This window comes from Bordetella muralis (genome assembly GCF_054781015.1).
Genome location: NZ_BAAGVF010000003.1, coordinates 766034 through 780795, shown reverse-complemented (window position 1 = coordinate 780795; position 14762 = coordinate 766034). Strand labels below are relative to the sequence as shown.

The window sequence follows — 14762 nt, the reverse complement described above, 5'->3', positions numbered from 1 at the left end:
TGACGCCGCTGTCCCACTCGCGCCCGTCGCGTCCATGGTCGGAAATTCCGAGACCGCCCACCGGAAAAAACAAATTGGCGTGATCCTCGCTGAGGCTGACTATGAAGACCCTCGCCTGAGCGGCACCCCCGCCCGACAACGCGCATGGCACGCATTCACTCATCGTGGACCACTATGAAACACACCCGTATCCGCACCTTTAATACCAAGGCAACCTATCCCGAACAGAATCTGGATAACGACCTCTGCCAGGCCGTTGTCGCACGTGGCAGTACGGTCTTTCTACGCGGTCAGATCGGGCAAAACCTGGAGACCTCGGAAAGCGTATGCATCGGTGATGCCGCCGGCCAGGCGGAACAGGCGATGGCAAACATCGCCATGCTGCTCAAGGAAGCCGGCGGCGAACTCGAGCACATCTGCAAAATCACCATCTATCTCATTGACCCTCGCTATCGCGAATCGGTGTACCGAGTCGTTGGACGCTGGCTCAAAGGTGTGTTCCCGGTTTCCACGGGGATTGTTGTCTCTGCCCTGGCCCGTCCGGAATGGCTGGTAGAAATCGACGCCACCGCCGTCATCCCCGATTAACCTCGATCCAGGCTCCGATTATGACTTTCTCGATCATTGCGCGGTGTCCTGCCACGGGCCAATTCGGCGCGGCCGTCGCCTCCTCCTCCCCTGCGGTCGCGTCACGCTGTATCCGTGCCCGATCCGGGGTGGGTGCCGCAGTCAGTCAGAACATTACTGATCCGAGCCTGGGGCCTCTCGCCCTGGACTTGATGGCCGCGGGGAAAACGCCCGAGCTCGCTCTCAAAGCGCTGCAACAACGCCCTTTCATCGCTTACCGTCAATTAATGGCCATCGACGCGACCCACCCACCGGCTATTTTTACAGGCGAAAGCGCCTTGGGCACCTTGTCCAGCGCGGCAGGCGAACACGCTGCTTGCGCGGGCAACATGTTAGCGTCGCTGGAAGTACCAGTTGCCATGCTTTCCGCCTTCGAAAGCGCGCCAGGCTCGTTGGCCGAACGGCTGATGCAGGCCATGCTGGCCGGGCAGGAGGCAGGCGGAGAAGAGGGTCCGGTCCATTCCGCGGGCCTTCTGGTCTATGGTGAACTGGATTGGCCCATGGTAGACCTGCGCCTGGATTGGGTAGAAGCAGACCCCGTCCAGGCGCTATACGCGACGTGGAAAGTCTATGAACCGCAGGTACAAGACTACATCACACGAGCGCACGATCCTCGTGCGGCGCCGAGCTTTGGCGTGCCCGGCGATCTCTGATCGTGCGGATAGCCTGCAGCGCCTGTCGCACATGAGGCTCGCTATCACCTCGGACCGGACGGAGTGGATACACTGCGATATCGCAGCCGGCGGGGTCCGGCGCCAACGCTGATGACATCTCAGCCACAGCGCGGATACCGCTTGGTATTCACTCAACTCGATTCCATTCCGTTGCTATCATGCTCAATCGCATTTCTCTGCGCCAGATGGAGTACTTTGTAGCCACTGCCAAACACGGCAGCATTGCTGCGGCCTCCGCCCAGATTCATATTTCGCCTCCCTCTATTTCGGCCGCTATTGCGCACATAGAAACCGAATTAGGCACGCAGTTATTTGTACGGCATCCGTCCAAGGGCCTGGCGCTGACCACAGTAGGCACTCAAGTGATGCAGGAATGCGAAGACCTGCTGGAGCGCGCCTCTCGCCTTTACGAAATCGCGTCGGATTCCAGCGATACTCTGCGCGGCGTACTCCGCGTGGGGTGTTTTCAGTCGCTGGCGGCCATGGTCGCGCCTGAAGTCATTTTTGGCTTTTCGCGCGCCTTTGACACGGTCGAATTACATATGGCCGAAGGCAATCAGCAAGACCTGATTCAAAAGCTGCACACGCTGGAAATCGACGTCGCCCTGACCTATGACCTGCAACTGGGCGACGAAATCGGCTTTGAAACCCTGGCACGTCTGCCACCGCACGTGCTGGTTAGCGAATTGCATCCGCTGGCACAGCAACTGGCGGTCACGCTTGAGGAATTGGCCCCGCAACCCATGGTGCTGCTGGACCTGCCCATGAGCAAGGAGTATTTCACGTCGCTCTATGCCAAGGCCGGCGTCGAGCCCAATATCGTCGCACGCTCCCGCTCGGAGGACGTCGTCCGATCCATGGTCGCCAATGGCATCGGCTACGCCTTGTTCAACGTGCGCCCCAAATCCACACAATCTCTGGATGGAAAACGGCTCGTACGCCTGCGCCTGGTCGGCGAACAACGACCGATGTTGCTCGGTCTCGCCACCTACAAGCCGATGAAGCCATCCCGCCTGACACAAGCCTTCATGCAACGCTGCCGCGCCTATATCTCCGATCAATACATTCCCGGGATGAGCGCGGCGAGTTTCTTTGACCCCCATTTATCCAACAGGACCGAAAGCCAAAAAACCTGATCTATCATCACGGTACTGTTCACGCCCCATCATCCTTTACGCGCCCTTCTATGAACAACACTTCGTCCTTGAGCAGCCTTGACTTGCTGCGCGAACTGATTGCCTTTCCCTCAGTATCCTTGACCCCGAATGCTGATCTGATGGCACGCGTACAGGCGTTATTGAGCGAGGCCGGCATCGCATCAACTCTGGTATCGGATCCACAAGACGCCTCGCGCTGCAATTTATTCGCCAGTGTCGGGCCACAGGATACCGCCGGGGTCCTGCTGTCAGGCCATACCGACGTCGTCCCGGCAAAGGGGCAGCCGTGGACTTTTCCGCCCTTCGAGGCTACCGAACGTGATGGCCGCATTTATGGGCGGGGCAGTTCGGACATGAAAGGCTTTGTCGCCTGTGCCGTCGTCGCCATGATCAATGCGGCGCGTCAACCCTTGAAACGCCCACTATTGCTGGCGCTGTCCTTTGATGAGGAAATCGGCTGCGTAGGCGTACGCCATCTCTTGCGCGCACTGGAAGGCAAACTGCCCGCTCCCTCGCTGTGCATCGTCGGCGAACCGACACTCATGAAAATCGGTACAGGTCATAAGGGCAAAGCCGCCTATCGTGCAATGTGTTGCGGCCAAGCTGGCCACTCCGGCTTGGCGCCGCGATTTGTCAATGCCATTCATACCGCAACCGATCTCATTACCGCGTTGCGCGAAGTCCAGCAGGAACTTGCCGAGTCAGGCCCTCAAGAAGACGGCTATGCCATTCCCTACTCGACCGTGCACGTTGGCACGATACGCGGAGGACGTGCGCTGAATATTGTTCCTGAAGAATGCGAACTCGATTTCGAAATCCGCAACGTGTCAGAAGACGACCCCGCGCAAATCCTGTCCCACATTCTGGAAGTCACGCGAGCACGGATGACGGCCAATAACTCGCATCCCGACGCCGCCCCGCCGGATGTTCGACTGATCAACGCCTATCCAGGCCTCGCCACTGACGAAGACTCATCGGCAGTCCGCTTGCTCACGTCCCTGCTGCCTCCAGACACCGCGCGCACCAAGGTTGCCTTTGGCACCGAAGGCGGCCTGTTTCGCCAACAATGGGATCAGACACCCGTCTTGGTCTGTGGCCCCGGCAGTATCGAAGTCGCACATAAAGCCGACGAATACGTGGAAATTTCGCAAATCGCGGCCTGCGATTTGATGCTGTCTCGACTGACGGAATACCTCTGCTCGCCAGACTGAATTGGACGCATTGCAAACAATCGCCTAAAATTCGGCCCACTTGAAAACGCTGGCGCTCACCGCGCCGCGTGCGATCCAACCCGCCAGCCCCTTCTACCCATGTAACTGCGCCACGAACCCTTTTCTGTCATCTCCCTGACCGGACAGGACGTTCGTGGTTTGCGTGCGCCTATATTGGCGCCGCCGTGATTCTCCCTCAGCATCTGATGTGTTTCAGGGCCGTTTGCCGCCCTCTGTGACGAAATCACTTCGTTTGCGCAACTCACGTCCCATCACGCCTTCCTGCCGGCCTGCTCCATATTTTCTCTTTAGGCCCTTTCATGCACACGCATTCTCTACGCGACGAATGGTTCTCCAACATTCGAGGCGACATCCTGGCCGGCATTGTGGTCGCGCTGGCGCTTATCCCCGAGGCTCTCGCCTTTTCCATCATTGCAGGCGTTGAGCCTAAAGTCGGCCTTTATGCCGCGTTCAGCATTGCCGTCGTCTCCGCGATCGCGGGTGGTCGGCCAGGGATGATCTCTGCGGCGACCGGCGCTGTGGCGCTGTTGATTGGATCCCTGGTCAAGAATCACGGCGTGGAATACGTCCTGGCCGCGGGCATCCTGGCCGGACTGCTGCAAATCGGCGCAGGCTTTCTGGGACTGGGATCGTTGATGCGCTTCGTGTCACGCTCCGTCATCACCGGCTTTGTCAATGCGCTGGCCATTCTGATCTTTCTGGCTCAGTTGCCCCAGCTGCACAACGTGCCGCCCTACGTTTATGCCATGGTCGCAGGCGGCCTGGCCATCATTTATCTCTTGCCGCGCCTGACCAAGGCCGTGCCGTCGCCGCTCATCTGCATCATCGTCTTGACAGCGATCTCCATGACGCTGCATCTGGATGTGCCCACCGTCGGCGACATGGGGGCATTCCCGGACGAGCTGCCAATTTTTGCCTTTCCCGAGGTCCCGTTCTCGCTGGATACCTTGGGCATCATCTTTCCCTATTCGGTCAGTATCGCTCTGGTCGGTCTGCTCGAATCACTCATGACGGCCAGCATCGTCGATGATTTCACCGATACGCCCAGCAGCAAAAACCGCGAATGCCGCGGCCAGGGCTGCGCCAACATCGTCGCGGGATTTTTAGGCGGGATGCCCGGTTGCGCCATGATCGGCCAGACCGTCATCAACCTGAAATCGGGTGGCCGCGGCCGTCTGTCCACCTTTGTCGCGGGCGCTTTCCTGCTGGTGCTCGTTGTATTCCTGGGCCCCTGGGTCCAACAGATTCCGATGGCCGCCTTGGTTGCCGTGATGATCATGGTGTCGATCAGCACGTTTGACTGGCGCTCCATTACCCGCTTGAAAACCAATCCCAAGACCTCGTCGGTGGTCATGTTGGCGACGGTCGCTGCAGTAGTATCGACAGATAACCTCGCCATTGGCGTAGGCCTGGGCGTACTGCTGAGTGCGATCTTCTTCACCGAAAAAGCTCGCCGGATTCTGACGGTGGACTCCACCGTAGATCCGCAAACGGGGGAGCGCCACTACCGAGTACGCGGCCAAGTCTTCTTTGCCTCGTCCGAAGCACTGGTATCGGAATTTGATTTCAAAGAAACGATTTCATCCGTACGCCTGGACCTGTCGCATGCCCATTTCTGGGACATCACCGCGATCGAGGCATTGGATCGCATCGTTCATAAATTCCGCCGCAACGGTATCGACATGACCGTCACAGGACTGAACCGCGCCAGCGCGACGATGATCGAGAAATACGCGACGCATGACAAGCAGGGAGCGACGGCCGCGCAATCCCTCTCGCATTAGGAATTATCGTGCCCGGACATCCTCCAGAATAAGATCCGCCGCTTTCTCCGCCACCATCATCACAGCGGCCTGCGTATTACCGGACACCATGCGCGGCATGACTGACGCATCCACTACGCGCAGGCCCGCTATTCCGCGTACCCGCAAACGGGGATCCGTCACCGCGGTGGCGTCTGTCCCCATGCGGCATGTGCCTATCGGGTGATAAATGGTTTGTCCGTTCCGGCGCGCAAAATCCAGCCATTCATCGTCCGTCTGCACCGCCGCCCCCGGGCTGGTTTCCTGTTCGATATATGGCTGCATACTAGGCTGCGCCACAATGCGCCGCGCCACCTGCATCCCTCGCACCAAGCTCGCGCGATCCTCTTCGGCATTCAAAAAATTGGGGCGTATTGCGGGCGCCGCGAATGGATCAGCACTTTTGATATGGATGCTGCCCACGGACTGGGGCCTCAGTTGTGCCACACCTATCGTCATGCCGGGATGACGATCCAGAATGCGCTCCGCCGCGTTCGCATAACTGGCGTGCACAAAGAAGTACTGCACGTCGGGGGCCGGCAGATCCGGTGCAGACTTTACAAAGCCATGCACCAGGCCGGTACCCAGCGTCAGTATGCCTTTATGCGACGCGTAATACCGCAGGACCTGATTGGCCAGGCGCCACCCTCTGGACATTTCGTTCAGTGTCACCGTGCCACGTACACGCCAGTTCATTCGCGTGGCGAAATGATCGATGTAGTTCTCTCCAACGCGAGGTTGCGCATGCACCACGTCGATGCCCAGCTTTCGCAATCTCTCGGGGTCACCTACGCCAGACAGCTCCAGCACCTGCGGTGTCTGAATCGCCCCCATGCACAGCAGCGTCTCACGGTTCGAACGCACAGTGTGTTGCTGGCCATCTTTCTGGTAAACCACGCCCGCACAGCGCTGCCCCTCAAACAGCAGGCGCAACACGTGCGCACCGCTGATCACTGTCAGGTTCTTGCGGCCTGATGCGGGTTTCAGATAGCCGTCGACCACGCTCCAGCGACGGCCGCGATGCTGCACGACCTGATAATAGCCAAAGCCCTCTTGATCGGTACTGTTGTAGTCGGCATTAATGGGCTGGCCATCCTCTTGCGCAGCCGCCAGAAAGGCATCGGCGATAGGATAGCGCTCGGATACCTGTTCAATATGCATGGGTCCGGATGTACCCCGATTCGGGCCGCCCAACGCATAGTTCTCGATTTTTTGAAAGTATGGCGCGACATCCGCCGCGCCCCATCCCTCGGCGCCGTCATCGCGCCAGGCGTCATAATCGTGCGGTTGGCCACGCACATAGATCATGCCGTTGATCAGGGTAGAGCCACCGATGCCCTTGCCTCGCGGCACAGAGATGGTTCGACCTAGTACGTTGTCCTCTGGCTCGGTCTGGAATCGCCAGTTGAATACCGGATTCACCAGCAGTTTGCTAAAGCCGGCAGGAATCGAGATCCACATGCTGCGAGCGTCCGTGCCAGCCTCCAGCATCAGCACGCGATACTTGCCGTCGGCCGTCAATCGATTGGCCAGGATACAGCCGGCCGTCCCGCCGCCTGCGATGATGAAGTCGTACTGATGCATCACTGCCCGGCCCCCGGCACGCCCAGCGCCTGAGCCATCAGCGGAATCTGACACGCCAACATGGGGGCTCCATAATGAACACGGCATCCCCGCGCCTGTGCGGCCTGCAGCAAAGCCGTGTCCTTGGGCTGCATGATGATCTCGCACACCAGTTGGTCCGGCGTCAAGCGGCTGACATCCAGCGGCAAGGCATCGCCATCGGCCAACCCCAATGACGTGGCGTTGACCACGATCTGATGACCTGACGGGTCCGGTGTGCCCACCTGAATCTGCGCATCGGGATACAGCGTCAAAATACGCTGCTTCAGATCGAGCGCCTTGGCACTCGTGCGGTTCGCGATCGTCAGGCTGGCCACGCCCGCCTTGACCAACGCAAAAGCAATCGCGTTTGCCGCGCCCCCTGCCCCGGCCATATAGGCGGTCTTGCCTTGCAGCTCATGACCGGCTGTCAGCACACCGCGCACAAAGCCCTCGCCATCGAGCATGTCCGCCACCAATCGTCCATCAGGCTCGCGGCGCACCACATTGGCCGCGCCTATCAATGCCGTCGCATCGGAGGCCGAGTCCGCCAGCTGCAAAATGGCAGTTTTATGTGGCACGGTGACAATGAACCCGCCCAGATTGCGCAATTGCCGCAAGCCCGCAACCACAGTCGCCAAGGTGTCTGGCGTCACATGAAACGGCACACACACGCCATCATGACCAAGCTGCGCAAAATACTCATTCAATCGCTGAGGTGTTTTCACGTGATGAATGGGATCGGCCAAAATGCCGTACAGACGAGTCGTACCGGTGATTTCTTTCACGTTGTCATTCCTTTGTGCACTTATCAATGTCGGCGCACGCCATACAGCGATACAACGCATGGCGTAACCAAGATCGAAACATCAAGACCGTAATTGATCCAACGCCACGGCTACTATCCCCTCAGCGTCCAGCTTGTAATGGGCATACAAGGTGGTCGGCGGCGCAATCAAGCTGTATTCATCATAGATACCGTGCCGGCGCAGACGCGTCGCGCTCCCGATATCGGCCAGGACTTCTGCGACGGCCGATCCGAGCCCGCCCAATACATTGTGTTCCTCTACCGTCATCAAGCACGATGATGCGCTTGCGGCTTTGAGTACCGCATCACGGTCCAGCGGCTTGATCGTGGGCATATCTATCACTCCCACGGAATAGCCTTGGCCCTGCAACGCCTGCGCAGCCTGCAAAGCCGCGCTGACGGTAATACCGCAGGCAATGATGTTCAAATCACGGCCCAAGCTATGCTCAATGGCACGGCCGAATTCGAACGGAACGCCATCCGGATACACCTCGGGATCTCGGCCACGGCCGATCCGGAAATAAATCGGCTCCGGCCAATGAACCGAGGCCTTGATGGCCGACGCTAATTGCGCGCCATCTGCTGGCGACACCACCGTCAGTCCGGCGATCGCGCGCATGGTCGAAATGTCCTCTGTGGCGTGATGCGACGTTCCGTAGAATCCCAGGCTGATCCCCGTATGATGGCCGATCAGCCGCACGGGCAGTTTCGTGTACGCGACATCCATGCGAATTTGTTCGCAGCAAAGCAATCCCAGAAACGATGCGAATGTCGCTACAAACGGCATCATCCCCGTTGTCGCCAGACCGGCCGCGGCCGACACCATGTTTTGTTCGGAAATGCCAAACTGCACGTAGCGATCCGGATATGCGGCGGCAAAACGATTCAGGCCATTCGAATACTGCAAGTCGGCGGATCCCGCCACGACCGGATGGCCTTCGCGGGCCAAGTCAATGAGGGCGTTGGACAGATAGCTCAGTCCGGGATTCATCGCATTCAGGGCGCGATACTGCCAAGACTCTGGACTCAAGGTGTGCGGCATGTTCAGATCTCCTGCGATTGGATTTCGTCGATGGCGATCTGTGCATCGGCGGGCGCCAGATAGCCCAAGTGCCAACCGGGCTCGGTTTCCATGAACGACACGCCTCGCCCCTTGACCGTCCGGGCAATCAGGCACGCAGGCTTTTGACGTGCGCCATCGGCCTTGAGCTTGCGCAGGGTGTGCGTCAAGGCATTCAGGTCATGGCCATCGACCTCGTGCACCTCCCATCCAAACGCGGTCCATTTATCGCGCAACGACTCGACCCCTACAACATCATCGACCTTGCCGTCCAGTTGATAGCCGTTGCGGTCAATGATGGCGATCAAGCGCGAGAGCTTGTTGTGGCCGGCGAACAATGCTGCCTCCCATACCTGGCCCTCTTGCATCTCGCCATCACCGAGCATGACAAATACGTGATAGGAGCGCTGGTTCATGCGGCCCCCCAAGGCCATCCCAATGCCGTTGGACAGCGCATGTCCGATCGAGCCCGAGCTGAAATCAATGCCCGGCACCTTGGTCATGTCCGGATGGTCTCCCAACGGGCTGCCCAGCCGCGTATAGCCATCCAGCAATTCGCGCGAGATGAATCCATGATCCGCCAGCACGGGGAACAGACCCACGGCCGCATGTCCCTTGCCCATCAGGAATCGATCGCGATCCGGCCAATCGGGCTCGCCCGCGCGCAGGCGCATCACGTCGTAGTACAGCGCGGCAAATATCTCGGCGCAGGAAAACACTGAACTGTAGTGACCGACTTTTGCGATCTCGATCAATCGGATCGTTTCCAGGCGTATATAGCGCGCCTTTTCACGCAACAGCGCAATTTGCTCTGCTGTGGGCGGCTGCGCCGCTGGGCTCTGCTCATCCAATGACATACCTGTCTCCTCTTTCCCTTTAGGATATATGATATATAATATACCCAAATTCGGATAATGCGCTATGGCAAGCTAGAATTCACCCGTCCCGTCACTTGCAAGTGCTTTCACGTCATGTCGAGCCTGAAACCGGTCAAAAAAGAAAACCTCTCCGTCAAGGTCTACAACGAGATCCGTAACGCCCTGATCAATGGGCAATACGAGCCTGGCGAACGCCTGATCATCGGCGAACTGGCCGCGGAAATGGGGGTCTCTATTACGCCTGTACGCGAGGCCATCTTTCGTCTGATCAGCGAACAAGGCCTGGAAATGCAGGCCGCGACGGCGGTCTACGTGCCCTATGTGAACTCGGAAAAGCTGCGGGAAATCCAGCAGATCCGTTTTCACCTCGAGGGCATGGGAGCGGCCGAAGCAGCAAAAAACATCACTCGCAAACAACTGGACAACCTGATCGCGCTGCAAAAGGAATTCATTTCCTGCACTTCGACCGACCCTAAACGCGCCAGCGCCCTGAATCGCAAATTCCATTTCTCGATCCTCGAGGCCAGCAACAAACCCATCCTGCGCGCCACCGTGGAGTCGTTCTGGGTGATCACGGGCCCCATTCTGAAGGTCTTTCATATCAAGACCGCCGGCTTGGACTATTCGACCGACGAACACCGTCACGAGGCCGTGCTGACCGCCTTGATCGCCCGCGATCCCGAAGCTGCCCGCACAGCGATCCAGGCCGACCTGGTATGGGGCGGACAGATCATGATCGACTGGCTGGTCGAGAAAGAGAAAGAACAACAATTTCTCAGCGCGACACCACGCAAATAGGGAGACACCATGCTGAAGGTTTTCGGAGGTCCGGGCCGCTATTTCCAGGGGCCCGGCGCATTGCGCACGCTCGGCGAAACGGCTGTGTTGTTCGGGCGGCGCGCCGCATTGGTCATCGACAGCTATGTTTATGGCGTACTGCATGAGCGATTGACCGATCTCTGCAAGCCGGCAGGCGTGGAGTTGATTCCCCTCATCGTAGAGGGCGAAATGACGCCGGACACGATCGCCTCGTTGCGAGCCCGAGCGCAGGCGCAGTCCGTGGATATGGTGATCGCGGTGGGCGGGGGAAAGGCGCTGGACGCGGGCAAGGCCGTGGCCAAAGCCCAGCACCAGCATTTGATCACTGTGCCCACCGTCGCCTCTAACGACGCCCCCACCAGCAAGAACTACGTCGTGTACGACGCGCATCACAATCTGCTGGCAGTCGAACACATGCTGTTCAATCCCACGATTGTGCTGGTGGACACCGAGGTCATCAGCACCGCCCCTGCCCTGTTCTTCCGCGCCGGCATGGGCGATGCCATCTCGAAAAAATTCGAGGCCGAGCAGTGTTTCCGCAATCAAGGACAGAACATGTTCAGCGCGGCGTCCACGCTGACGGCGCAACTGATTGCCGAGGGCTGCATGCGCACGCTGCTGGCCGATGGCGAGGCGGCGCTGGATGCGGCTGGCACAGGCCGTCCGACCGCGGCGTTTGAGCGAGTCGTCGAAGCGATGATCTTGATGAGCGGACTCGGATTCGAAAGCGGCGGTCTGTCGATCGCCCATGCGCTCACGCGCGGTCTGCCACGCATTCCAGGCGTGGGCCAGGCTTTGCACGGCCTGCAAGTGGCCGTGGGGCTGTTGGTACAACTGGATCTGGAACATCGTTCCGACACCATGCTGGACGATTTACAGGCTTGGTATGCGCAGGTGGGATTGCCAACGCGATTGAGCGAACTGGGCGCGGCAGACGTCATCGACGACGCCGTGCTGCACGAAGCCGCCGCGTTGACATTGGCCGCACGCCACGCTGCCAATTTCGATCGCACGCTGACAGAACAAGAACTGATTGACGCACTACGGCGGCGCTAGCGTGCAGGATCTTGTAGCGGGACACACGTCCCGCTACTTGCACGATTACTTTACGCAAGTCCCACGTTGCAACATCCTCGCCAGTCATAGCGCAGAGGATATTTCGACAACATTCTCTGCGCCCTGCCCAGCGCTAGAACGCCACGTTGGCTGCGCCTTTCAATCCCAATTTTTCGCGCGCTTCGTCAGGCGTGGCAATGTCGAGATTCAGGGCCTCTGCGATCGTGCGGATCCGTTCTACCTGCAGACGATTTGATTCGGCAAGTTGACCCGGCCCGATCCATAGCGAATCCTCCAGCCCCACACGCACGTTCGATCCCATCGCGGCACCGATAGTGGCCAGCGGAATCTGATTGCGCCCCGCTCCCAGAATGGACCATTCGTATTCGCTGCCGAACAAGCGATCCGCCGTGCGCTTCATGTGCATCAGGTCTTCGGGATGAGGGCCGATACCACCCAGAATGCCGAACACCGACTGAATAAACGGCGGCGACTTGACCAGACCCCGGTCGACGAAATGCGCCAGGTTATACAAATGGCTGATGTCATAGCACTCGAACTCAAAACGCGTGCCGTTCTGATTGCCCAGCGTCAGGATGGATTCGATGTCCTGATAGGTGTTGCGAAAAATCAGCGAGCGGCTGTTTTCCAGATGCTCGCGCTCCCAGTCGTGCTTGAATTCCTTGAACCGGTCCAGCATCGGGAACAGCCCGAAATTCATCGACCCCATGTTCAGCGACGCCAGCTCCGGCTTGAACGTGGTCGCCGGACGCATGCGTTCCTCTACCGTCATATGCGGGCTGCCACCCGTCGTGATGTTGATGATGGCGTTGGTGCGTTCCTTGATTTTCTGCAGGAACGGCCGGAACAGCTCCGGGTCCTGGGACGGCTTGCCGGTCTGGGGATCGCGCGCATGCAAGTGCAACACCGCTGCGCCAGCCTCGGCTGCGCCAATCGCCGCCTCGGCAATCTCGTCAGCGGTCACCGGCAGGTGCGGCGACATGCTGGGCGTATGAATCGCGCCCGTCACGGCGCACGTAATAACGATCTTTGGTTTAGCTCTGGCCATGCTCGTCTCCAGTTTGGTTCTTGTGACGCATCAGTTTCATCAACTGATCATCGCGCCAAAATCGGCGTTCCTGCAATTGGCTCGCCGGCAATTGCTCTCGTCGCTGTTGCTCCAGCGATCCCACCAATGCCTCGTCCCACGGCACGGGTTGAGACTGAGTCGCACCGATCGACTGATACAGGCCGCCATAACGGGCGCAGTAGTCTGCCAGGCCCGCAGGCGCATTCAGATCTATAGTCTCGAATGGCCCCATGAACGACCACCGCAGGCCCAGGCCGTCTTTGATCGTGGTATCGATGTCCTCGGCGCTGGCCACCCCTGCTGCTGCCAGCCGAAACGCCTCGTGCAATAGCGCTCCCTGCAGACGATTCAGCACAAAACCTTCGATCTCGTGCCGGACCGTGATGGGCTTCTGCCCCAGCTCCTGCATGATCCGCCGTGCGGTTTCTATCGTTTGCGGCGAGGTCCACGGAGCCCCGCACAACTCGACCAGTGGAATCAAATACGGCGGGTTGACGGGATGCACTACCAGGCAGCGATGTCTGCCGGGTAACGACTCCGTATATTCACTGGCCGGCAGGCTGGACGTCGAGCTGCCGATTACGGCGTGGGGTTCGGCATACCGGTCCAGTTCGGTGAAGACGGCGCGCTTGATTTCCAGCCGTTCCGGTGAATTTTCCTGCACATAATCGGCGCCCGCCAATGCAGCCTGCAACGACTCGGCAATACTGACACGGTCGGCAGCTGCCTGCATATCGTCCAACAAACCATAGCGTTGCAGCTCGGCCAATTGCTGCACAATCAATTCTCGAGCCTGGCCCAACCCTTGGGTCTGCACGTCGTACAGCCTGACATTCCAGCCGCGGCGCGCGAAAACAATGGCCCAGCCCTGTCCTATCAGGCCGGCTCCAATAATGGCAACAGTGCGCATGAGAGATCCTCGGTCAATAGAGCTTTTGCGTAAAGCCATCGATCACGATGGCCTGCCCGCTGACGCTGCGCGCCGCCTCACTGGCATTGAACAACACCATATTGGCGATATCGCGCGCGCTCACCATACGGCCCAACGCCGCCTGACTCTCGTATTGCTCGGCGATCTCTGCGACCGGACGCCCCAGCGTTTTGGCCTTGGCCTCGATCACTGCCCGGATTCTCGGCCCCTCGACGGCGCCAGGCAATATGGCGTTCACGCGTATGCCATAAGCGCCCAATTCGATTGCCAGCGTCTTGGTAAAGCCGATCACCGCCCATTTCGACGCAGAATAAGCAGAACGCCCGGCAAAGCCCAAGTGCCCTGCCGCCGACGACAGATTGATCATGACGCCAGCTTGCGACTGCTTTAGCAGCGGCACCGCCTGCCGGACGCAGAGGAACTGCCCCGTGATATTCACCGCCAGCGTGCGGTCCCAATCGGCTTTGCTCAGCGTCTCGACAAAGCCCGTCGGCCCAGCCACGCCCGCATTGTTGACCAGGATATCCAGTCCGCCCAACTCATTGCGGACCTGGGCAAACAGCCTCTCGACACTGACCTCATCGGACACATCCGCATGCGCCGCATGCAGTCCGGGTAATTGGCTCGCCGCCTCAGCCAGTCGAGTGTCGTTCACATCGCAGATAAACACGGTCGCGCCCGCATGGTGAAAGACTTTGGCCATCTCCAGGCCCAGCCCATCCGCGCCCGCGGTGATCAGCACCTTTTTGCCGGCGTAATTGACCTCTTCGAACATACCTGAGTCTCCGAATTGTTATACATACATCGCCTTATTCTAGATATACGATATATGATTATCTGACTTAATGCTCAGAAAAATTTCTTCAGCACCGATCATGGCAGACGGCTATGGCCGTAGCAACCGAAAGTGCCAAAAAATGCGAAAAATTCATTCAAAATCGGGCATTTACGAGGGTTTAGGGAAATCCCCGATTCGTCTCATTCCCTCGACCACTAGAATCAACCAGGGCAATTTTTAGCCCATAA

General features: G+C 58.9%; 14 protein-coding genes. 7 read left to right on the top strand and 7 right to left on the bottom strand.

Annotated features, from left to right (window positions below; all coding sequences use genetic code 11):
• Positions 1–174 precede the first annotated feature (174 nt).
• From ACYVIT_RS08610 to ACYVIT_RS08590, 5 genes are all read left to right on the top strand, one after another.
• Positions 175–588: a RidA family protein gene (locus ACYVIT_RS08610; protein WP_415806644.1), complete on the top strand. Its 414-nt coding sequence runs from the start codon at positions 175–177 to the stop codon at positions 586–588.
• Positions 589–608: 20 nt separating this feature from the next.
• Complete coding sequence (locus tag ACYVIT_RS08605; protein ID WP_415806643.1) at positions 609–1280, top strand: DUF1028 domain-containing protein; 672 nt, start codon at positions 609–611, stop codon at positions 1278–1280.
• A gap of 179 nt (positions 1281–1459) precedes the next feature.
• The gene (locus ACYVIT_RS08600; protein WP_415806642.1) at positions 1460–2437 is read left to right on the top strand and encodes a LysR substrate-binding domain-containing protein; all 978 of its coding nucleotides are present in this window, start codon (positions 1460–1462) and stop codon (positions 2435–2437) included.
• Positions 2438–2487: 50 nt separating this feature from the next.
• The gene (gene argE / locus ACYVIT_RS08595) at positions 2488–3669 is read left to right on the top strand and encodes an acetylornithine deacetylase (protein WP_415806641.1); all 1182 of its coding nucleotides are present in this window, start codon (positions 2488–2490) and stop codon (positions 3667–3669) included.
• A 320-nt stretch (positions 3670–3989) separates the two neighbouring features.
• Positions 3990–5474, top strand: coding sequence for a SulP family inorganic anion transporter (locus tag ACYVIT_RS08590; protein WP_415806639.1), 1485 nt, complete (start codon positions 3990–3992; stop codon positions 5472–5474).
• Positions 5475–5477: 3 nt separating this feature from the next.
• On the opposite strand, the gene ACYVIT_RS08585 is transcribed toward ACYVIT_RS08590, so the two are convergent.
• The 4 genes from ACYVIT_RS08585 to ACYVIT_RS08570 form a co-directional block, all read right to left on the bottom strand.
• The gene (locus ACYVIT_RS08585) at positions 5478–7076 is read right to left on the bottom strand and encodes a GMC family oxidoreductase (RefSeq protein ID WP_415806674.1); all 1599 of its coding nucleotides are present in this window, start codon (positions 7074–7076) and stop codon (positions 5478–5480) included.
• Positions 7076–7882, bottom strand: coding sequence for a shikimate dehydrogenase family protein (locus tag ACYVIT_RS08580; protein ID WP_415806638.1), 807 nt, complete (start codon positions 7880–7882; stop codon positions 7076–7078). Before ACYVIT_RS08580 ends, ACYVIT_RS08585 begins: the two co-directional genes overlap by 1 nt.
• Before the next feature lie 81 nt (positions 7883–7963).
• Positions 7964–8944 (bottom strand): transketolase family protein, encoded by a 981-nt coding sequence (locus ACYVIT_RS08575; protein WP_415806637.1) that lies wholly within the window; start codon positions 8942–8944, stop codon positions 7964–7966.
• A 2-nt stretch (positions 8945–8946) separates the two neighbouring features.
• On the bottom strand, positions 8947–9819 hold the full coding sequence (locus ACYVIT_RS08570; protein ID WP_415806636.1) for a transketolase: 873 nt from the start codon (positions 9817–9819) through the stop codon (positions 8947–8949).
• Positions 9820–9933: 114 nt separating this feature from the next.
• Here ACYVIT_RS08570 and ACYVIT_RS08565 point away from each other — a divergent pair, with 114 nt between their 5' ends.
• Positions 9934–10638 (top strand): GntR family transcriptional regulator, encoded by a 705-nt coding sequence (locus tag ACYVIT_RS08565; protein WP_094820772.1) that lies wholly within the window; start codon positions 9934–9936, stop codon positions 10636–10638.
• A gap of 9 nt (positions 10639–10647) precedes the next feature.
• Positions 10648–11715, top strand: coding sequence for a glycerol dehydrogenase (locus ACYVIT_RS08560; RefSeq protein ID WP_415806635.1), 1068 nt, complete (start codon positions 10648–10650; stop codon positions 11713–11715).
• Positions 11716–11848: 133 nt separating this feature from the next.
• Here ACYVIT_RS08560 and ACYVIT_RS08555 read toward each other — a convergent pair whose 3' ends face one another.
• From ACYVIT_RS08555 to ACYVIT_RS08545, 3 genes are read right to left on the bottom strand one after another with little or no spacing between them, the layout of a single operon-like run.
• Complete coding sequence (locus ACYVIT_RS08555; RefSeq protein WP_415806634.1) at positions 11849–12784, bottom strand: beta-keto acid cleavage family enzyme; 936 nt, start codon at positions 12782–12784, stop codon at positions 11849–11851.
• Positions 12771–13715, bottom strand: a complete 945-nt coding sequence (locus ACYVIT_RS08550; protein WP_415806633.1) for a 3-hydroxyacyl-CoA dehydrogenase — start codon at positions 13713–13715, stop codon at positions 12771–12773. The genes ACYVIT_RS08555 and ACYVIT_RS08550 overlap by 14 nt, the downstream gene beginning before the upstream one ends.
• Positions 13716–13728: 13 nt before the next feature.
• Positions 13729–14511 (bottom strand): SDR family oxidoreductase, encoded by a 783-nt coding sequence (locus tag ACYVIT_RS08545; protein WP_415806632.1) that lies wholly within the window; start codon positions 14509–14511, stop codon positions 13729–13731.
• Positions 14512–14762 lie beyond the last annotated feature (251 nt).